The organism is Coleofasciculus sp. G2-EDA-02 (genome assembly GCF_040226375.1).
Taxonomy (GTDB): Bacteria; Cyanobacteriota; Cyanobacteriia; order Cyanobacteriales; family Coleofasciculaceae; genus Coleofasciculus.
The window spans coordinates 1-20530 of sequence record NZ_JAVKEW010000070.1 but is presented as its reverse complement, the minus strand read 5'-3'; the positions used below and the strand labels follow the sequence as shown (position 1 = coordinate 20530).

Here is a 20530-nt window from a genome sequence, read left to right as displayed (position 1 = left end):
AACTTTTTCATCCACCTGATTAGCTAATTACGCTAGGAGTATCACACTGCAATAATAGAGTCAGTGTCGTGAGGAATGGCGCATCTATCGTCTTTGCTGCTCTTTCAAAATAGTCAAGTTGCTAAGCTAAAACGCATTTAAATTGTGTATTACCTGTTACCTGTTGCCTTTCAGGGTTTTAGGTATCCCAATTTAAATGCTGAACAGCTTATTTCAGTTTTTCTGATAGTCTAATATTTGATTTTCCACATTTTTTCATATGTAATTTTACCACAATCTATTTAGGATTACTATATTAAACCCAGGACTTACATACTTAACCAGAAAAGCAAGGGTATAATGAGCCTTTCAGTTTCTCCACTAACGCTTATAACAAAGAGATTTGTTTCAGTGAGTAAGTCCTAAGATCGTTAAAGATTGCCCTCTTTAGTCCAGAAAATTAGTTCCACCTAGTTTAGCTGTTCATTTGTCTTTCCCTTGATGCCGCCGAAGGAGAGCTGAGCCGAAGCCGAGAGTAACCACACATAGGAAACTCAATACAGGGGAGGTTTCAGGGACAGAAGTGGAACCGACAATAACAAATCGATTTGGAGAAACTGTATTTACCCACCTGGCTTCAAGTGGAGGAGTATCTACATCCCAGAAAAATACTGAACTACTACGCGGACTTCCTTGCAGAAAAGACATAACTGAGCTTCCTGTCGCGCCAAACAAACCACTACCAAAGACCAGAGCATAATTTCCAGGTTCAAGCCTCACCTCAAGCGGAGTCAATAGATCGTTATGTCCAATTGGTGTAGTTAAAGTAGTTACCGCTAGAACTTCTTCTGGCAAAAACGGATTTCCTAGTGGCAGCGCATCAATTCCGTTTAAGGAAATAATAGCTCCGAAAATATTCCGGTTGGGAATGGAGCTAAAACCAAAAAAAGTTCCACCAATATCTGTAACATTAAGTCGGCTATTAAGATCAAATCTCCAGCCTAAAAATTGATCAGCATCAACATCAGTTCCGCCACGGCTTCCGGTGTCAACTGAGTCAAAAGGTACTGATTCTAAAATTAATGTTGATGCTTGCGCTGTGGTAGACCCTCCAAACATAATTAGTGCTGCTACAGCAATAGATATTGTAATTTTTCTTAACATTTTTATTCTTCCTTGTGTTCATATTCATAATCACAGTCCTAATGTTAGTTTACAAAACAACGCTCAGAAATTACTTCAATTTAAATTTTATGTCACTTGAAACTGAACAGCCTGTCTTCGTGTACTCAGCATGACAGATTTCCTGTGCCAGGGGGCCTATGGCAGCTTGAAGCAGCTTTACCCTATTTAACCTGATCTTGTTTTGGTCGTTGCCTCACAATAAAAATACGAATCCGGGCAATCTCGGAGAAGAAACCCATACTCTAATCTTTGACTAGAGTATAGGAGTACACCACGATAAACTGAATAGCGTTGTATATTGATCATTTATTTGTTACAATTCTTTACAGAGTTGCTCCTATTGGTGAATCCCAAATTAATATGAATCTTAAAACAATTCCCCCATCCACTCCCCACCGAGATTCAATAACCGAACTCAATCCCTCAGTTGTGCCCTTACCCCCTGAGCCAATTGTGGTTGAGTATGAACAGACGCCGTCTTCTCCATCAGCGCTACCACAGGATTACTCCGAAAACAAAACAGAAGCGCTGCGCTATGATCCAGTGGCGATTGAAGCCCAATATGGACGAGCGCCCCTACAAGTCCTAGGACGGCTACTCAGGATTACTTTACCGACAGCCGCCTTTGCCATCAATCTATGGTGGGATCGCAAGTGGGGGCGCCGACCGATCAAAGAACGGCGACGAGCGATTCAGCTGCGGGAACTCTTAACCCAACTAGGACCTGCGTATATTAAGGTAGGGCAGGCACTTTCGACGCGACCTGACTTAGTGCCACCCATTTACCTGGAAGAGTTGGCGTTGCTACAAGATCAACTCCCTCCCTTTCCCAATGAAGTCGCTTTTCGATTCATTGAGGAAGAATTAGGCGCTCGCCCTGAAGAAATTTATGCCGAACTTACCCCATCACCAGTAGCCGCCGCCTCTTTAGGACAGGTTTACAAAGGGAAACTCAAAACTGGGGAAACCGTCGCCGTAAAAGTGCAGCGACCTGGCTTAGCACGGCGCATTGCCCTAGACGTTTATATTTTACGCCGCTTGGCTCAGTGGGTACAAAGCAATATCAAGCGGGTGCGGAGTGACTTGGTTGCGATTATGGATGAGTTTGGCACCCGCATCTTTGAAGAAATGGATTATACCCAAGAAGGGTGTAATGCAGAACGCTTTGCCAATCTTTACGGACACCTTCAGGATATTTATGTACCCAAAATTTACTGGGAATATACAGGACGGCGTGTCTTGACAATGGAGTGGATCAGTGGTACTAAACTGACTAATCTGGAAGCGATTAAAGCTCAAGGAATTGACGCCAAGTATTTGATTGAAGTTGGCGTACAATGTTCGCTACGCCAGTTGTTGGAACATGGATTTTTCCATGCTGATCCCCATCCTGGAAATTTATTAGCTACACCAGAAGGTAAACTGGCTTATCTGGATTTTGGGATGATGAGCGAAGTCAAACCCTATCAACGCTATGGGTTGATTGAGGCGGTTGTTCATTTAGTTAACCGGGACTTCGCGGGTTTGGCTCATGACTATGTAAATTTAGAATTTCTCACGCCGGATACAGATTTAACCCCGATTATTCCAGCGCTGGCTAATGTATTTAGCAATGCTTTAGGCGCTAGTGTTGCCGAACTCAATTTCAAGAGCATCACGGATCAACTCTCGGAAGTGATGTATGAATATCCATTTCGAGTTCCCGCCTACTACGCCCTGATTATTCGTTCCTTGGTCACTTTAGAAGGGATTGCGATTAATGTTGATCCGAACTTCAAGGTTCTCAGTAAAGCCTATCCTTATGTGGCGAAGCGTTTGTTAACCGACTCTTCCCCCCAATTACGCGCTTCTCTAAAAGACTTACTCGTCAAAGATGGTAATTTCCGCTGGAATCGCCTGGAAAATTTATTGCGGAATGCAGCTAATTCCCAAGACTACGATTTGAATAAGGTTTTGAATCAAACCTTAGAATTTTTATTCTCAGAACGTGGTTCTTTGATTCGGGAACAGTTGATCGAGGAGATTATCAAAGCTGTGGATATGTTTGGGCGTCGAACTTTTGATAATGTTACGGAGTCTCTGCGCCAACGAGTGGGATTACAGCAGACAACGACATCTACTAGCAAAGTTGTAGAACTGCCGCAAAGTGCAGAACATATCAAACGAATTTGGCAAATTCTGCAAGATACGCCCGGTTTCGATCCCTTCCAACTTGCCCCCCTGGTTCCCCAACTCTTGATGAAGCCGGAAACTCAGCAAATGGGACAAAAAATTGCTGGCGGTTTAGCTCAACGGGTGATGGCACGGTTAATTCGGGAAGTTTTACTGCAGGAGACTCAAGCTCAAGGTGCAAAGCCCTCTAAGGGTTCTAGCGTCAAGCCTGTGCCTAAGCTCGTCCTGCCACCAGCAGCGGCGATTCACTGAGTTAAGTTAAGCTTTGAGCCGGAAATAAATTTCCCGGCTCTTGTCTAATACCTAATCCTTACCCGACGCACTAGTTGTGCCGCAAGAATTGAGTCAATTGAGTGAATGAGAATTAGTAACGACGCGAAAAGTTACCGTTTTTGCGGTTACCGCCTGAACCCCCCTTGTTTTCGCGAGGTCTGGCTTTATTCACCTTCAGATTGCGCCCCATCCATTCTGCCCCATCGAGTGCCTCAATAGCGGCTGTTTCTTCGTCGTCTGTCTCCATCTCTACAAAACCAAAACCCCGGGGACGTCCGGTTTCCCGATCAGTGGGTAATTGCACCCGCTTGACAGCACCATAATCTGCAAAGACAGCATTCAGGTCTTCTGCAGTAACGTCGTAGGATAGATTGCCTACGTAAATTGACATGATTGTCTCCAAACTCAAAGTTGTATAAAGATGTGGGTATCGGAGACAAGTCTGTCAAGTCGAAAGGAAAAAAGCCCATCTGTACTAAGCACAAACACTGAAACCGAACACATTCTCAATGATTAAGCTAGCACAGGCTTGAAGGTTTGGGTAAGGAATGTCTGGATTACACTCTATCGGTGCCGTGGCGCGATCGCAATTTTCCAGATCAGGTGTTGACGCCTGCCAACTGGGTAGAATATGAAAGACCCTGTAACTCAAGACTATCTGTGGCTCAGTCAAAACCAACTGTTGCAAGAACTCCCCTATTTGACCTCGCGGTTGAACAAAATGCCCGCTTCACTGGCTTTTCGGGTTGGGAAATGCCCGTCCAATACAGCAGTATCGGACAAGAACACGAAGCAGTACGCACCAATGCGGGTATGTTTGATATCTCCCACATGGGTAAATTTGCCTTTACCGGAAAGCAGCTCTGGCAAGAGTTACAGCGATTAGTCCCCTCAGATTTGAGTCGGTTGCAACCCGGTCAAGCCCAATATACGGTGTTATTAAATCCTCAAGGGGGCATCATTGATGATGTGATTGTTTACCACCAAGGGGAGGATGAAACGGGCGAACCCCAGGCGATGATGATTGTTAATGCGGCAACCTGTCAGAAGGATAAAGATTGGTTGTTAGCGCAACTGGAAAACACCGGGGTAAAATTACTAGACCTTTCTAGGGAAAACGTCTTAATTGCTTTGCAAGGACCCCAAGCTGAGACTTATCTACAATCCTTTGTCCAGGAAGACTTAACCGCGCTGAAATCCTTCGGACATCTTAAGGTAACGATTCTAGATCAACCCGGATTTATCGCCAGGACAGGGTACACTGGCGAAGATGGGTTTGAGGTGATGGTCAAACCAGAGGTTGGGGTAGAACTGTGGCGTCGTCTGTTCCAAGGGGGAGTGACTTCCTGTGGCTTGGGGGCGAGGGATACGTTGCGATTGGAAGCAGGGTTGGCACTTTATGGGCAAGATATTGATGATACGACGACTCCCCTAGAAGCAGGTTTAAATTGGCTGGTGCATTTGGATAGTAAAGGGGATTTTATCGGACGTTCTGTATTAGAAGCCCAAAAAGCTAAGGGCGTGGAACGTCGGTTAGTGGGGATTGAAATGCAGGGGCGACATATCGCTCGTCACGGTTACTCGGTGGTATCCGATGGCAAAGTCGTGGGAGAGGTGACGAGTGGTACTTATTCACCCACACTAGGGAGAGCGATCGCGCTTGCTTATTGTCCCACATCCCTAGCCAAGATAGGTCAACCCTTAGAGGTGGAAATTCGCGGTAAGACTTATCCCGCTATTGTCGTGAAAAAACCTTTTTATCGCACCAAAAAACGTTTTTAAACCCAATAGTATTGTCTTGATCCGCTTCTTGGCATCGTTCTGACTTTTCACGGCAAGTCGGGATGGTATTCGTGCTAAAATAAAAACTAAAAACACTAATTTTACCTATTAGTTTGGATAGTGGCTAAAGATATTTTTCATGATTCAGTTAGAAACGGATTGGAAAAAGAAGGTTGGGTGATTACCGATGACCCCCTGAGAATTCGAGCAGGTAGGGTTGATATGCAAATCGACTTGGGTGCAGAAAGAATCATAGCGGCTGAGAAAGGAGAAGAAAAGATAGCCGTTGAAATTAAAAGCTTTATTACGCCGTCGAATATTTCTGAATTTCATACGGCTGTTGGTCAATTTCTTAACTATCGTGTTGCTTTGGAAGAACAACAGCCGGACAGAGTTTTATACTTAGCTGTTCCCCTAGGGGCTTATAAAACATTTTTTAATCTGCCATTTGTGGAAACTGTTATTGAGCGCTTTCAACTTAGTTTGCTGGTGTATGAGCCTAAAGATGAGGTGATTTTAGAATGGAAACGGTAGAGCAATATCGTACCTATATCCAACAGTTATTACGTGACTATGCGAAAGGAAGTCCATCGGATGATGAAGTGGAAACAGAACTGATTTTTGACACAGAACGGGATCATTATCAGGTTGTTTATACAGGTTGGAAAAATCGTCAACCGATGTATGGGTGCGTATTGCATCTGGATATTAAAAATGGGAAGATTTGGATACAGCATGATGGAACAGAAATTGGTATAGCCAATGAATTGGTCAAGTTGGGCGTACCCAAAGAGGATATTGTTTTGGCGTTTCATGAACCTTTTGTGAGGCAATATACAGGGTTTGCTGTGGGTTGATGCAACCTGTAGGGGCGGGTTTTAACTATCTTTTCGGTTTCACCAAGATGTGACTAAACCCGCCCCTACTATAGATTGGTAGAGACGTTCCGCTGGAACGTCTTTACAAACTGAATTAAATACTATTATTTTGAGGAATTGGATTATTTTTGACTTTTCATGGGCAATCACGAAACCTGGGAAGCGGGGCGGGCGTCAGTCACATCTGGATGCGAACGAAGAGATACAGCGCTTTTGGTAGTAAGTAAGGTACACAGTCGTGTGCTAAGGAAAGTCTTTATTTTTAATAAATTGCTTCAGTTATCCAAATTGCCAAATTGCCAATTCTATACCTATTTTTAACTTGGCATTGTCACCAAATATGAATGTTTTTTCCGGATGCGGTTTATCTTTCATCGTGCAAACAACCTGGCGAATTCGATACCTTGGAGCAACGTTCTGGGATACTTGTACAGTAAAACCATCAGAACGATAGATCGTCATATCTCCTACGCCAGATGAGTGATAACCAAAGGAGCGCAGGAGTAATGCGAGTTCCTCATGTTCCGATACAGTCAATTCAAGATGAACCTCTGATATGTCCTCAAATAAAGACGTTTCGGAAGTATCCAAGGTTTTCAGATACGCCGCACGATCAAAGCAACCCGCCGGGGTAAGTTTGATGTTTTTATAGTCTAAATAATCCTGATGAAATTCCATTAACCACGAAGCAAAGGCTTCTCTCTCTGATGGGTTGAGCGTCAAGTAATGAAACCAGGGGACTTTTCCATATTCGGTGTGACGAACTTGCAAATCAGAAAAGGTTTCTTTGGCGCCGAAGGATCTTAGTTTTTCCGCTACACTATCAATCTGTCCGGCTTGTTGAGTATTGAACCCAATACCCGAAAACCCTTCCTTTAATCCTTCAGCACCTCCTGGGGGAAAAAGTTCAAGATAGGCATAGTTGCCCCTGAGATAAATTCCTGACCAACTTTCTGTATCCGTTTCTACGGTATCTCTGGATATTGTGCAGAATGATTGGTTAATGAACTCGGATTGGGCGATTAATTCTAGAGTTTCTGTGTCGAGCGTAACATATAAATGATTAAATTCTATTCCCATAGTCTTACTTATTGAGATTAAACCAAGTTGCATTCTATTATGTTTAGGAAGAGCGAAGCGTAGTTATGCATAACCTCTATCTGTAGTGCCGTGACCCACCTAAAATGGTGGATTAGAATTGTAGGGGCGCACGGCGTGCGCCCAATTTAACCATCAATCTATTGCACAATTTTAGCTGGTCAGTCCGCCATCGTGAAGAGAGCGAAGCGTAACGCACCATCAAAACCTCTAAAATTGTGGGATATAGCACTACGGGGTACGGAAAGGACATTTATCTGTTGCCTGTTGCCTTTTCACCTAATTTTTTTGTCCTAACCTCAATGCGTAGCGCTATAGATTTGACGGTTTGATGGTCGCACGTTGGTGCGGGAAAAGGGCGCACGTCGGTGCGCCCCTACAATTTTAATCCACAAAATTAGGTGTGCCGAGCCAGTAGAGTAACCCAACAGGGTAACGGTGGTGTTGGGTTTCGCTTACGCTCTACCCAACCTACAAGAACTACGAAATTTTGTTATAACAAATAACAAATGACAAATGAATTAACTGACAGACTTGCCAGGGATTGACCAGCGCTTGATCCGACCAATGGTGACGGGCATATTCAGCGCCACATCTAGGGTAAACCGGAAGACTCGACGCGATCGCCGACTGTTATCTGGGTCAAAGAAGATTAGTAATACATCCCAGCAATCGCTGTTAATCCGACAGTAGGGGCTTTTCTTCACCTCAATGGTGTCCAGTTGACGCTCAGAGGCGATCGCTTCGGCAAAGACGGAGGCGGATTGGAAGATGTTGGTGGCGGCGAAGTTCAGGGCGCGATCGCGTGAGGTTTGTCCCAGGTTACGCAAGTCATGGTAGACGCGATTCAGGAAGGCGCTTAAAGCTTCCCGGATTAGGGGTTCTTGTTCGGGGTCAAATCGGTTACTAATGGCGGCTAGGGCAGCGTTTACTAGGGCGTTAACCGTCCAACCATACATCCCACGCACGTTATTTACGGTTACAACAGGGACGACTTCCCCGGAAAAGAGTTCCACGGTGCGGGTGGTGCGGTGAGCCGGTAGACTGATCCGCTCCACAAAGTCATCGCTGGTTTCTGGCTCTAATTGCCCTGCCAACATCAGCAGGAAAACTTCGTAAATGTCGTCGGCAAAGGGTCCTTTGGGTTCTAAAACATAGATGGTGTTTTGATCCAGGTTGAGCGTCCAGATTAGGGAGCGCCGTTCGTCGGGGTAGCGATCTAGGTGTGCGAGCATCTGGCGCGGATCGTAGGGGTCTGGCGGTACCATGATGCCGTCAATTTCGGCAGGCGCCATCAGTTGCTTGAATGTATCGCGGCGGGCATCATCGCCAAAGTCGTAGCCGAGGGTGCCGAGGGCGTAAACGTTACCGGAAAAGGCGGTGCTGGCTTCAACGGTGGCGGGGTTGGCTGGTGCAGCATCGGAGTCAGCCGCCGCGATAACCGAGGCTTCTGTGGGTGTAGCGGGTTGTACGGCGGGGCTGGCGGCAGTAATGCTGGCGGGGACAACAGCGGGGGTAGGCATGGCATAACCAGCCCGTTCGGTGCGGGTTACTTGATCGCCAGCAAAGGAAATGGTGACGGAGGGTTGCCCAAATAGCAGGTTCATTGCGCCTGGGATATTCACAAAGCCGCGTAAACAGCGATCGGGTTCTTCCACAACATTGGGGTTGCAGGGAATGGCGGTGTTGAGGAGTGCCATGCGGATGGCTTCCGCATCGACGGGTTTGCCTTCTTGCAGTTGCAGACTCATCAGCAGGGCAGAAATGCCCGTGATCGTGGGAGCTGCCATGCTGCTTCCTGTCTGACGCACGGGTTTTTCAGTGCAGGGTTGCGCTCCCAAAATATCTACACCTGGAGCGAGGATACCTTCTTCTGTGTTATTGCCCCCCCAATTACTAAAGTCGGCTGGTGTACCATCGACTTTTGCGGCTCCCACTGCCAAAGTTCCCGGCAGCATGGCGGGCAGACACGAGTATTGGTGTACATTGTTCCCCACCGGCGCGACGATCAAAATATTGTTGTCTTGACATTTCTTAATCGCTTGGACAAGGATCTCTTCCCCTTCCCCCGTTTGGGTGGGGCGACAAAAAGCGCAGTGGATAATATTTGCCCCCAACTCTAAGGCTAAGTCGAAGGCACGGGCTAAGTTGAGGGGTGAGAGCATATCATCATAGTTTCCTAGGGCATCATGGGGCATATTGATTACCCGACAATTGGGAGCCACACCGAAAACAGGGCTATGCTCTTGCCCCACAATGATACTGGTGACGTGGCAGGCATGGTCATTGAGTTCAACCCGCTCCTTGTTTTTTGGGAGGGCAGCGTAGAATGCATCTTCCTTCTCTTTACCCTTTAGCCCCTGATCGCGGATTGCTTGGTAGGTGGCGTAATCTTGTGGGCTGATTGGTTCTGCTGGTTCGTGCCAGTAGGGAACCACCTTGGAGACTTCAGCTCCGGCAAAACAGGACAATGTGTAATCTGGGTCGCCGTCTAGGATTACGATCGTGATGCGAGGATCGCCAAGGGTTTGGTTGTGGAGTTCAGCTAGTCCGGGGATGCGATCATCTAGGTCATGGGGATGGAGTGCGATCGCGATTGGGGTGGCAGAACTCTCAATGTCACTGACTGAAACCGCCGCCGACTCCATTTCACTTTCCACACTATCGGATTCTACCTGGCTATCCCCAGCCTCTGATCCTGTGGGTTCAGATGAAGATGGGGTTAACTCAGATTCAAGAGATTCCACTGCATGACTGGATGGGTCTAGAGTATCAGTTGGACTCTCTGAAGCGTCTAACTCCGCAGACTCAGCCCCTGTTTCCTCAACTGGCGCTGAGGTATTTTCTGAGATTTCCCCAGCTTCAGTCGGCTGAATTTCTGCTACTAACCCTGCTGGCTCAACCTCACTTGCCCACATTTGTGCTTCAGCCGACTCGGATTCAAATTCAACCCCATCAGATTCAGTCTCACTGGTTGATACAGTTGCTTCAGCAGGGTCAAGTGAGTCATTCACCTCACTCGACTCCAGCCCACTGGCTTTGATATCACTTTTGGGCAACGACCCCAGGAGAAATTCTCCGACAGCCGACTCTTCCACATAGTTTAGACCCACCGCCCGACCAAACGCATCGCTATCCCCAACCCCCCAAGCACAGGGAGCCAGACCCATATTAGTTGCCACCAAGTAAAAGTTTTGATAGAGTACCCCAATAGTCTTAAGTACCACCGCATAAGCGGTAGAACGATAGCTACGAAATAGGCGACCGAATCGTGCCGTAATCACCAATAGCACTTGCGGACGCGGATCAATAACATACTCGCATAGACCATAACCTAAAACAGTCAAAAGATCCTCCTCCGATTCGACAATCTGCTCTAGCTGGTGATTCAGCGGGTCGTAGTGATATATCCCTTGGTTCAAACCTTGACAATGCAGTACCACCGGATAAATTTCTAATTCATACATTGCCCCACCACCAGGATAGGGGCGACGACTCACTTCGCCATAGTCAACATTTGGAGCGGGTTTATAAGCTGGGTTTCTTCGCAGCACTTCACCCATCAACTCTTCTACGTCAAGTAATTCCTTAACCCGAGCGGTGCGATATAGGAATTCGCCCAGTTGCTCAATCGAGATCGGATGGCTATCGTCATATTCTCTCACTGATTTCCGTGTCTCGATCGCTTCTGTGAGCGTGGCATCGTTACAGATTAACGTCCCCAAGTTTGGACGCGGCAGCGGCACAATCCGATCGCTCATGGGCGGCTTCACCACTGGGAAATCCGACCACTGGTCAATGCACCGCTTTTTATCTGTGACCGGATAGTCATGGCGACCATTACGGTTGCGGCTGTGGAATAGCAAATTATGAAACTCCCAAAGCTGGAGCGAGGGGGGTTCAGGGTCAGCCGCCAGAAACCCCGCCGCCCACAGTAAATTGAGGAACTGATAGGCAGTTTCAGGTCCGAGGTAGGGTGGTGGCGTCAGTGCCCCTAAGGTTTGGGGTTGGGCGAGTTGGGCTAGGATCGCGCTCGCTCGCCAGTCAAGCAGCTTGACCCGAAACTTCGATAGGGGCGACTCCAGCACCATTGTGCCCTCGTAGGGATGCTGATAGGCAAAGCGGGAGAGGGTGATACGGGTTTTTGTCCAGTAGGGTTCGGTTAGATTCAACTCGGCGGAATCCACCATCGGAATCGCCACGGCTAGGGGAGGTACGGCGTAACTCAACCAGCCTCGCTCATCCAATTGTTTTAACATCAGGGCGAACTGTTCCCTAGCTGCCCCACCATCAAGTTCGGCTAACCCTTGCATGAGTGATTCGGTGGTAGTGTTGCCCGCTTTGAGATGATCAAGAGCCATACTGATTCCGGGCGTTGTGGCAAGGGTGAGCCAAGCCGTCGGATCAGTTTCGGCTGATTGCAGGGTGTAGTGATCTCCAGTGCTTGTGACTTGGATATCGGGATTGAGGGAAACAGCGAAGGGGTAATTGCTCATGGTTGGATAATGGGAAACGATGATTGGCTAAGTGAGTCAATGGCAAATGACAGTAGGCAATAGAGGATCAAGTTTCGACCCTCCCAACGCCTCTTAACAAGGGGAGCTAGAAATTCCTGTTTACCCTCATGTGGAGTCAAAAATTTATTCATCTGACTCCCCCCTTAATAAGCTACGGTTTACACACAAGTATCGGTTATGTCGTTTCGACACCCTAGATCCCCCTAAATCCCCCTTAATAAGGGGGACTTTGAATTTAGTTCCCCCCTTAATAAGGGGGACTTTGAATTTAGTTCCCCCCTGATGAAGAGGAACTTTGAATTTAGTTCCCCCCTGATGAAGAGGAACTTTGACTCCGGTTCCCCCCTTATTAAGGGGGGCTAGGGGGGATCTCAGGATTTGTTCAGTGTACCGTAGCCTTTTAAAGGGGGGCTGGGGGGGATCAAAAAGGGTAAGAGAGAGACGATCTGACATATATTTTATAACTTAAAGGAGAAATATTATGGCAGCCGCGATCGGTGAAATTATCAGAAATATAATTTTATTTGATGTCAATAATTGGAGCAGTTTAATGTCAAACGGTTAGGAATTTTTTTAGACGGTTGAACAATTATTTGACACGCTGACTGAACGAGAGATTCCTTATGTATTGGTTGGCGGGGTAGCTTTACTCAGCTATGTGGAAGGTCGCAATACCCAAGATATTGATCTAATCCTAGATCGGGCTGATCTTGATAGTTTACCAGAGTGAGACAGCCGGACATCATCCGATAGATGTATAGTGGCTTCCTTTCCCTGTGAGGTAAACCAAAATGTAGGGGCGCAAGGCTTGCGCCCTTACCGAACCTCGTCAAACTGAGAATTGCTATAGTCGTTTTCAGTTTTGATGGGAGCATGTCAGTTTTGCACAAAATATTCTCGTAGGTTGGGTAGAGCGCAAGCGAAACCCAACACCATCGTATGCCTGTGGGGTTTCGTTCCTCAACCCAACCTACTGGCGTGACACAGCTAAAATTGTGGAATAGATTTGACGATTTTCTGGGCGCACGCCGTGCGCCCCTACAATTCCTGGATGTAAGGCTAATCCACCAAATTCGGTGTGCCACGCCACTACAAAGGTGACATGCTCCTGTTTTGATCGCCTTGTCAGAGTCATGTTCAAGAAAAGTCATAATCTGGATGCGGTTGACACTCGTCACGTTGATCGTAGTAAAAACAAAAATTTTCTAATCGACTCTTCTCTAACTCTTGCTCTGTCACAGCAACAGCCGCATCTATGATGCAACTTTGACTTTTACAAAAATCATAGATTCGATCACCTATGCTGTTAAATAGAAAGTATTTGGGTATGTCTTTTATTTTTGTGAAATAAAAAAATAAGAGTGGCTTGGCATAGGCTTTAGAGAAGCATGGCATCAGCAGATAAGATACCCTGAAAATGTAATTCGCTTTCTGTGAAAAGTATTTTTGTATGTAGGGTGTAAGATACTTTCCTCGGGTTCCTAATGTTCCAGGCTGTGCTGGAGCAACAAAACCTATATCGACTCGACTACGACCATCAAAGAAAAGTTCAAAGCCAATGACCATAGTATCTCTAATCAGTACCTGTGTTAATTCATCTGAGTAATAACCACCATCGAGAGCGATCGCTGTCCTGGCTAATTCTTCAGGATCTTCGTCGTTTTCGATATGGATATACAGCATCACACTGGAATCTTCAAGCTTTGAACCTAAGTGAATGCCAATCGTATTATTCATAATTTTACGAGAGCCATGATGTGCGGCGGCAAACTGTTCAAACGAGTTTCGATTAAGACGAACACCTAACCGGTTATCAACCTTATCTAATAGCTTAAACGCATGAGTTAGTGATTCTGGCCACGTCGTTCCCTGATCATTACAAACCTCATAACGTCCGGCTAGCAGTCGCCCCCCTTCAACTTGGCAAGAAGATTCCACACAACAAGAACCTTCTATCTCAAGAATAGCCTCTTCAAAAAGAGGGAGAGGAAAGCTTGGCTCAACATCAAAAGCCTCTTGATGAGTTCGGATAAACTGAAGACGGCGGTCTTTGAGACGATTATTTTGAAGCATAGAGTTTAAGGACACAATTCTTGGAGGATGATAGTAAAGGTAAATTGCGAAATATTAGGTCATTTTTAAGAAAATTCAAAACCCGGACGTGGCTGACATCCGTCACGTTGATCGTAGTAAAAACAAAAATTTTCTAATCGACTGTTCTCTAACTCTGGCTCTGTAACAGCAACACCAGTACCTGTGATGCAACTTTGACTTTTACAAAAATCATATATCCTATCACCTAAGCTGTTAAATAGAAAATATTTTGGGATGTCTTTGATGTTTGTGAAGTAAAACCATAAGACTGGCATTGCATAGTCTTTAGAGAAGCGTGTCATCAGGATATAAGAACCCCTGAAAATGGAATTCACCTTCTGTGAAAAGTGTTTTTGTATGTAGAGTGTAAGATACTTTCCTTTAATTCCGAATGCTCCTGGCTGTGCTGGAGCATAAGGACATAGCTCGACGCGACTACGACCATCCAAGAAAAGTGTAAAGCTAATTGCCTTAGTATCTCTAATCAAAACCTGTGTTAATTCATCTGAGTAGTGACCGCCATCAAGAGCGATTGCTGTCCTTGCTAATTCTTCAGGATCTTCCTCGTCATCGATATACACATAGAACACTGCACTGGAATCTTCCTGCTTTGAACCCAAGTGAATGCCAATACTGTTGTTCGTGATTTTACGAGAGCCAATATGTGCTGCGGCAAACTGCTCAAACGAGTTACGATTAATGCGTACACCCAACTGATTCTCAATTTTATCTAATAACTTAAACGCATGAGTTAGCGATTCCGGCCAAGACTTTCCAGGATATTTACAAACCTCATGACGCCCTGCTAGCAGTCGGCTACCTTCAATTTGGCAAGAGGATTCAACAAAACAAGAACCTTCTATCTCAATAATTACCTCTTCAAAAAGAGGGAGAGGGAAGGTTGGCTCAACATCAAAAGCCTCTTGATGGGTTCGGATAAACTGAATACGGCGGTCTTTGAGACGATTATTTTGAAGCATAGAAGTTAGGGTAATCATCTTAGTAATTTTTGTTGCTAATTTTAATGGATTGCCTAACTTTAACAACAAAGTACGGATTGCCTTTTTAGCAAAAAATATTGAGTGGAAATTAATCGCCATCAGGTCAATCCCAGTGGCGATTAATTTCCCATTTTTCACACCGCTAAACGCCGAAGCGTTGTAGCGCGTGTCTTTTGGGAGGTGTAAGATGAAGACGAGGTAGATGAAGAAAGTGTACAAAACTCAGGATAAAGTAAAGTTTTGCTCGCAACTCGACATCTTTAACCTCGTCAACAACACACAGCCTAGGAAATCACTGCGATGGCAACTGGAGGTTAACTGTCGTACCACTAAAGTGAGCTAGGCTATATATCCTTATTCACAATCGTAGGCAGTGACACAGCTAGTGGCAGATGCTTCCGCCCCATCGTAGGCAGTGACACAGCTAGTGGCAGACGCTTCTGCACCATCGTAGGCAGTGACACAGCTAGTGGCAGATGCTCCCACACCAACACCACCGAGAGCTTCCTCAGAGAGTTCAGCCAAGTAGCTGGGGAGTTTACCCGTGGTGGTACGGAACACGGGCTTGCCTTGTTGGGGCAGAATGTTTTTCTTGTCCATTGGAGTAATCCTCATGTTGTTGTTTTGTTTATTAACCCGTTAGGGTGGGTTAGTCCCCTTCCACCTTGCGGCGAAGCTTGTTAGTTGGCACCTGGTTTGAAGGGAATGATCAGTTGCCAATCAAATTCTTAACTATCGGGTGGATGCCAATTTTCAGCCACCCAAATTCGGCGTGATGGGGCAAGATTGGAGGCGCTTTAGCGCCCACTACGAACTAAAACGGTATATTCATCGGGTTCATCTGTGCCTCAGCCAGGGGCGCCGTGCGCCACCCCAGCTTCACCGGCACGTCATAGAGTCGCCCTGAACCCAACCGCAACCATAAGCCTCGCATTCCTGGTATAATCACCTTGACCACATTCAAACCGATATCCGGTCGCGTCTGGTCTAGCACCAGAGTTTCTAGCCCTACCCCTTGGGCAATTTCCACACAAGTCATCACATCGGTATAGATGTCATCACTCCAGCGTTTGGGGTAATCCTGGGCAGTCTTCATCGGCTGGGATGCATCGGGGACTAAACAGGGATGACTGGTTCGAGTCACTTCTAGCAGCCAGTCTTTCGACTCACCCTGAAGCTTATCGTCAGGAATTTTGTCCAGTTCCAGCCCAATTTGATTCACCTCAGTCAGGGCGCGAAGAATGGCAATCTTCGGGTCAAGGTGGGCGCCAAACCCAATCGCGATTCGCTCGGTTCCCACCGTGCGATAGGACAAACCCGCAAATGCTGGAATCCCTAAATCCGCTGTCAAATCCAGCACCCAGAGTTCCCGGTTCTGTTTCCGGTAGAACTGCTGCAACTGGATAAAATACGGCTCATCAAAGCTGCTCAAATCCACCCCGGGGCGGCTCAATTGGTTGTACCACCACAGCGCCACACTGTCCCGCTCCACCAGTTCCAGAAACCCTTGCAAAATTGCCTCTTCCAGGGTATTTCCTGTGGCATTCCCATTAGAATCCGCCTTACAGAAGCGCTCGGCTTCTGGCATGGGGTAGTGATAGTAGCAAAAGGCAGTGGGGAGATATTTGTGCTGCTGCTGTGTCAAGGACCAAACCGGTGTCCAGTCAATCGCTTTACTGGCATCAAACCGATTAGGAATCCAGCGATAGGCGGCGGCTGAACCCTGGGCATTTAACTCGTCCCGATTGGCATATTGACTGTCGCTAAAGTACAGCAGTGACTCCGGATGAAATGCCAAGTCTCCTAGTTCCGCCAGGGTAGCCCGTTTCCGGGGTTCATCCCCCTGAAAGATCCCCGAATACCGTTCCACTGCTTCACACAACCCACTCGCCCGGGATTGGCTATCAGTTTTCCCCTTACCAGAACTCTTGTGTTTCAAGGTATTCCGTAGTCCCCGTAGGGAGGTGGCACTGCCGAAGCTATGCCCCGCTTTGTAGGTATGCACCAAGGGATTGGCTGGGTCAGAGAGCCGCACCAGTTCCGTTACCACCCCCGTCACCGGACTGATTAGATGCTGGTATCTCTGCACCGTCTGTTCTGGGGTAGTGGCACGATGACCGCCATCGCTGGTGAACTGCTTGGGACGCGACTCCAGGTTCAGCGGCTCAAACCCCCGCCGTTGCAAGAGTTGCGGATCACCACAGGTGGGACATTGAGGACGCTTAATCAGGATGTGGCGTTTCAACTCCAGAATCATCTGGTTGAACGTGATAATCGTACCAACTAGGGTGGGGAAGCCTGCCGTTTCCGATGTCGTGGTATTGATATAGTGCTTAACCACCCACTTGGAAATCTCCGTCGCCGCCAACTGTAACCCGGTTTGCCGAGTCGAGGGCAGCGTCGCCCGTGCTGTGGGAAAGCAACCCAGCATCCCCTGCCCATTCTCACCATTACGCTGCTGTTGTGCCTGTTTTTGCTGCAACACCGACGATTCCACTTCCCGATTCCCCCGGAGAGGATGGGCAAGACAGCGCCAACACCCCGTCTTCCCCGGCACAAACACAGGACCCAACCACAGCACACTACCCACCGGCTTCACTAGCAGCCAGGGTTGCTGACGCTCTAATGCCTGCTGGTTAATCGCCGCCAGTTCCGGTTGCAAATAGTCATCGGTTAAGACAACATGCAGTGCCGTTGGCGAACCCGCGTCTGTGGCAGTTGCCACGGAAATGCCCACGTCCCCCAGGGCAGCTTTCAGCGCAGCCACCGTCACCTCACTAATCCCCTGACCCACCGTTGTCAGCGTCACCGACTGCTGTAGCCCCTGTGCCGCCACAGGCGGGGCAATCCCTAACTCACTCCAGAATGCCGCCACCTCTGAAGATAGCTCTGGCGCCGCCTCAGTCAGATACCCCTTCTCTGCCAAGCGATTTAGCACATAGTCGATGTAGTCTGGGGGGACTTTTCCATCCAGCTTTTCCACAATCTGCTCAATGGTGTATTGCCCATTTAACAGGGGCAGAATCTGGCAGTAGAGTTGTCCGGTGAGGGCGTGGTTGCCCTGTTCACCGAGGAGATACACCTGCTTCGGCTCGATGATCTCCACATGGAAGTGGGGCTTAATTTGGGGCAGTGTCGTGGATTCCATAGCGCGAACAGTCAGTAATGAAGTGTGAGTGCAAGAAGGAAGAAGACAGAAGATGGGGCGGACTTTTCACCGTATGTAGGGCAACGTTAGTGTAGAGACGTGCCATGGCACATCTGTAGGGGCGGGTTTCACCACTCTCTTTTCGGTTGTAACTAGATGTAACTAAACCCGCCCCGACTCAGCCAAAACCTTTGATATCCCGTAGGGTGGGCAATGCCCACCAGCCTCATCGGAGCGTGCCATTCGGTTAAGCCCAGATACGCCCCCGACGGAAAGACTTGGATTTGCTCCCAGATTTTTTTGCCTGCTCCCGGGCGTAGTCCCACCAATATGAGTAGTCTTGCAGCCCGGTCATTGACGTTGGCACGTAAGACTTCTGGGGTTCAGGCGTAGGCGTCTCGTTGACTGGAGGGGCTTCTGGCGCCTGATCTTCAGATGGTTGGCTGTTCGATTTCTTGCTCATGTTAATCTCCTTATAGATAGGGGTCTGGCTACCACAGATGATTCTGACTTTTCACGGGAAACCTAGAAACCTGCATCGGGGCGGGTTTAGTCACATCCGGGTGTCACCGAAAAGATAGTAGTGAAACCCGCCCCTACACACATGGCGCCACATACCGTGAAAACTAAGACAGATGATTGGCTCTAGAACCGCCGCCGAGTTTGTTAGCGTATCTGAAGCTGCAAGAACTATGCCTAGGTTTCATCCGCCACGGTGCTTGCTTTTGGACGTGCTAAACTTTCAAACCATTAACCGATTAAAAGAAGCTGCCCATTCCGCCAAAGCCACCCCAGCCTGAGCTGGCACTTGAGTGCATCACTTGGTTAAAACTGCGGTTGGCATAGGCGGCAGGATCATTATAGTTAGCGCCATGGAGCAAATCCATGCGAATATGCACTAAATCTTCGAGCCGACCATTTTCCACATCCACGCATAGTGCTGGCTGGACGAAATGGGGTCGTTTGACCGGGGGAGACAATACAGGTAGTCGCATCGTTGAAAATCCTCCACATTTAACGTATTGAGTGACCAGGGGTGTAGGGTTCGGCATTTATCGTCGGGACACGGCACTGCCGTGCCTCTACAACTATCCCAACCCTCACCCAAATTTGGCTGTCCCTTAGTAAGGGGAAGACCAGGAACGGACTTCGCCCAAGGTAACCGGAACTAGGTCACTTACATCAATCGTAAATCGGAAAATCTTCTTGGCACGACGATTATTTTCCGGGTCGAAGAATTTCAGCTTCACATCCCAACAGTCGCTATCCAGACGACAGAAGGGACTTTTCTCAACGGTGACACTATCGAGTTCCATCCCCACCGCAACGGCTTGGCTGAAGGTTTGCGCCGCTTGGAAGGCGTTGGTAACAGCGAAGTTAAGGGCGCGGTCTTGGGAGGTGGTTCCCAAGTTGCGGAGGTCATAGTAGATGCGGTTGAGGAAGCCATCTAATGCCGAAACTGCCACAACCTATTTAGGATTTCTATATCTATAAATTCTATTTGAGTTGTACACATACATTTAACCCACAAAACCCAAGGTTATAAGCTAAAAGACTTGATTTACAAGCCTTTTCACGCCTATTCAGGATCAACATATACCCTCTGTTATTTGTACAAATGATTTAGAAAAACATTTTTTAATTCTTTTAAAACTATGGAATAATCAATTGACGTTGGCAACTTCATCTCAGTTGTCTAACTCATATAGACAACCCCTAAAAACCCATCACAATCTTGGACATAGGAATAATAAATTCCTTGTCCGCAACGAGTTACTCAAACGGCAATAACCGTGAGCTGAGGATAAGCTCTTAGGCATTTATGGTTTTGATCCGAAGCCCTAGTAATGACTAGGGGCGGCAAAAATCCCAATTTAAATGCCTGTTAACTTATTGTTTATTCTTTTGAGCTAGAAACACTGTTGAGTAAGGGCTTGGTGACCAATCCCCTACGGCGGCTTGCTCGCCTCTTGAACGATGGGTTCAGATCCCATTGGCGAAGCCTGTTCCTTCAGAACCTATGGCACTCAAACCCGCCAAAAACACCAACTTGTCAGTTGAATAAGCCATTGATTGTGTAGACATGGCACAAAACAAATGCGGCACTGACCAGCCAAGTCACAACTATCATTAGAACTCCTCCGTTGTGGGAAACCCCGTGTCCCTTCGCTTCGCTTGTCGGGCAAGCTTCAGACCGGGGAGGAACGCGCGGTAGCGGTTTTAACCGCATACCCCTTTCGGGGTGGAGGGGTATGGTTGCCCCTCCGGTTTTCACCCATTTCTGGGGTAAAGTTAGCCTCGCCAAGGTTATCGGTCGGTAACTGTCCAAAAAGCACTGTTTCAGTGACCTTAAAACTGTTTAACTTTTCGGTTCTAGAGCAGCAAACTGGCTATCGCATCCGC

Annotated in this window: 16 protein-coding genes and 1 pseudogene; 4 read left to right on the top strand and 13 right to left on the bottom strand. The window is 47.4% G+C overall.

The features are described from left to right. Window positions 1-462: 462 nt before the first annotated feature. Entirely contained in the window at window positions 463-1143 is a 681-nt protein-coding gene (locus RLO19_RS06810) for a hypothetical protein (RefSeq protein ID WP_446354975.1), read from the bottom strand. Between the two features lie 381 nt (window positions 1144-1524). Here RLO19_RS06810 and RLO19_RS06805 point away from each other — a divergent pair, with 381 nt between their 5' ends. Next, complete coding sequence (locus RLO19_RS06805; protein WP_446354973.1) at window positions 1525-3588, top strand: ABC1 kinase family protein; 2064 nt, start codon at window positions 1525-1527, stop codon at window positions 3586-3588. A 112-nt stretch (window positions 3589-3700) separates the two neighbouring features. Here the strand turns inward: RLO19_RS06805 and RLO19_RS06800 are convergent, their stop codons facing one another. Together RLO19_RS06800 and RLO19_RS06795 are read right to left on the bottom strand one after the other, a co-directional pair. Continuing rightward, entirely contained in the window at window positions 3701-4000 is a 300-nt protein-coding gene (locus RLO19_RS06800; RefSeq protein WP_446338281.1) for an RNA recognition motif domain-containing protein, read from the bottom strand. Between the two features lie 84 nt (window positions 4001-4084). Next, window positions 4085-4261 (bottom strand): hypothetical protein, encoded by a 177-nt coding sequence (locus RLO19_RS06795; protein ID WP_446354971.1) that lies wholly within the window; start codon window positions 4259-4261, stop codon window positions 4085-4087. Window positions 4262-4269: 8 nt separating this feature from the next. On the opposite strand from RLO19_RS06795, the gene gcvT reads away from it, so the two are divergent. From gcvT to RLO19_RS06780, 3 genes are all read left to right on the top strand, one after another. Beyond that, on the top strand, window positions 4270-5391 hold the full coding sequence (gene gcvT / locus RLO19_RS06790) for a glycine cleavage system aminomethyltransferase GcvT (RefSeq protein WP_446354969.1): 1122 nt from the start codon (window positions 4270-4272) through the stop codon (window positions 5389-5391). Between the two features lie 117 nt (window positions 5392-5508). Continuing rightward, window positions 5509-5925 (top strand): XisH family protein, encoded by a 417-nt coding sequence (locus RLO19_RS06785; protein ID WP_446355091.1) that lies wholly within the window; start codon window positions 5509-5511, stop codon window positions 5923-5925. Then, window positions 5913-6248, top strand: a complete 336-nt coding sequence (locus RLO19_RS06780) for an element excision factor XisI family protein (RefSeq protein WP_446354967.1) — start codon at window positions 5913-5915, stop codon at window positions 6246-6248. Before RLO19_RS06785 ends, RLO19_RS06780 begins: the two co-directional genes overlap by 13 nt. 300 nt (window positions 6249-6548) lie before the next feature. Here the strand turns inward: RLO19_RS06780 and RLO19_RS06775 are convergent, their stop codons facing one another. The 10 genes and pseudogenes from RLO19_RS06775 to RLO19_RS06730 form a co-directional block, all read right to left on the bottom strand. Continuing rightward, entirely contained in the window at window positions 6549-7349 is an 801-nt protein-coding gene (locus tag RLO19_RS06775; RefSeq protein ID WP_446354966.1) for a DUF5829 family protein, read from the bottom strand. Window positions 7350-7888: 539 nt separating this feature from the next. Continuing rightward, entirely contained in the window at window positions 7889-11863 is a 3975-nt protein-coding gene (locus RLO19_RS06770; RefSeq protein WP_446354964.1) for a PatA/PatG family cyanobactin maturation protease, read from the bottom strand. Between the two features lie 991 nt (window positions 11864-12854). After that, the gene (locus RLO19_RS06765) at window positions 12855-13025 is read right to left on the bottom strand and encodes a hypothetical protein (RefSeq protein WP_446354962.1); all 171 of its coding nucleotides are present in this window, start codon (window positions 13023-13025) and stop codon (window positions 12855-12857) included. Next, window positions 13022-13957: a LynF/TruF/PatF family peptide O-prenyltransferase gene (locus RLO19_RS06760; RefSeq protein ID WP_446354960.1), complete on the bottom strand. Its 936-nt coding sequence runs from the start codon at window positions 13955-13957 to the stop codon at window positions 13022-13024. Before RLO19_RS06760 ends, RLO19_RS06765 begins: the two co-directional genes overlap by 4 nt. Before the next feature lie 65 nt (window positions 13958-14022). Next, window positions 14023-15117 (bottom strand): LynF/TruF/PatF family peptide O-prenyltransferase, encoded by a 1095-nt coding sequence (locus RLO19_RS06755; protein ID WP_446354959.1) that lies wholly within the window; start codon window positions 15115-15117, stop codon window positions 14023-14025. 216 nt (window positions 15118-15333) lie between these two features. Then, on the bottom strand, window positions 15334-15579 hold the full coding sequence (locus RLO19_RS06750; RefSeq protein ID WP_446354957.1) for a microcyclamide/patellamide family RiPP: 246 nt from the start codon (window positions 15577-15579) through the stop codon (window positions 15334-15336). 214 nt (window positions 15580-15793) lie between these two features. Then, window positions 15794-18127, bottom strand: a complete 2334-nt coding sequence (locus RLO19_RS06745) for a TOMM precursor leader peptide-binding protein (protein ID WP_446354955.1) — start codon at window positions 18125-18127, stop codon at window positions 15794-15796. A 247-nt stretch (window positions 18128-18374) separates the two neighbouring features. After that, on the bottom strand, window positions 18375-18590 hold the full coding sequence (locus RLO19_RS06740; protein ID WP_446354953.1) for a cyanobactin biosynthesis PatC/TenC/TruC family protein: 216 nt from the start codon (window positions 18588-18590) through the stop codon (window positions 18375-18377). 295 nt (window positions 18591-18885) lie between these two features. Then, entirely contained in the window at window positions 18886-19122 is a 237-nt protein-coding gene (locus RLO19_RS06735) for a cyanobactin biosynthesis system PatB/AcyB/McaB family protein (RefSeq protein ID WP_446354951.1), read from the bottom strand. A 126-nt stretch (window positions 19123-19248) separates the two neighbouring features. Continuing rightward, a pseudogene (locus RLO19_RS06730) lies at window positions 19249-19578 on the bottom strand (cyanobactin maturation protease PatG family protein); the annotation flags it as partial. Between the last annotated feature and the right edge of the window lie 952 nt (window positions 19579-20530).

Bases quoted from the DNA above. Each gene is read 5' to 3' on its own strand.
- RLO19_RS06810 (WP_446354975.1), bottom strand. From the start codon at position 1,143: ATGTTAAGAAAAATTACAATATCTATTGCTGTAGCAGCACTAATTATG.
- RLO19_RS06805 (WP_446354973.1), top strand. From the start codon at position 1,525: ATGAATCTTAAAACAATTCCCCCATCCACTCCCCACCGAGATTCAATA.
- RLO19_RS06800 (WP_446338281.1), bottom strand. From the start codon at position 4,000: ATGTCAATTTACGTAGGCAATCTATCCTACGACGTTACTGCAGAAGAC.
- RLO19_RS06780 (WP_446354967.1), top strand. From the start codon at position 5,913: ATGGAAACGGTAGAGCAATATCGTACCTATATCCAACAGTTATTACGT.
- RLO19_RS06775 (WP_446354966.1), bottom strand. From the start codon at position 7,349: ATGGGAATAGAATTTAATCATTTATATGTTACGCTCGACACAGAAACT.
- RLO19_RS06770 (WP_446354964.1), bottom strand. From the start codon at position 11,863: ATGAGCAATTACCCCTTCGCTGTTTCCCTCAATCCCGATATCCAAGTC.
- RLO19_RS06760 (WP_446354960.1), bottom strand. From the start codon at position 13,957: ATGCTTCAAAATAATCGTCTCAAAGACCGCCGTCTTCAGTTTATCCGA.
- RLO19_RS06750 (WP_446354957.1), bottom strand. From the start codon at position 15,579: ATGGACAAGAAAAACATTCTGCCCCAACAAGGCAAGCCCGTGTTCCGT.
- RLO19_RS06745 (WP_446354955.1), bottom strand. From the start codon at position 18,127: ATGGAATCCACGACACTGCCCCAAATTAAGCCCCACTTCCATGTGGAG.
- RLO19_RS06740 (WP_446354953.1), bottom strand. From the start codon at position 18,590: ATGAGCAAGAAATCGAACAGCCAACCATCTGAAGATCAGGCGCCAGAA.
- RLO19_RS06735 (WP_446354951.1), bottom strand. From the start codon at position 19,122: ATGCGACTACCTGTATTGTCTCCCCCGGTCAAACGACCCCATTTCGTC.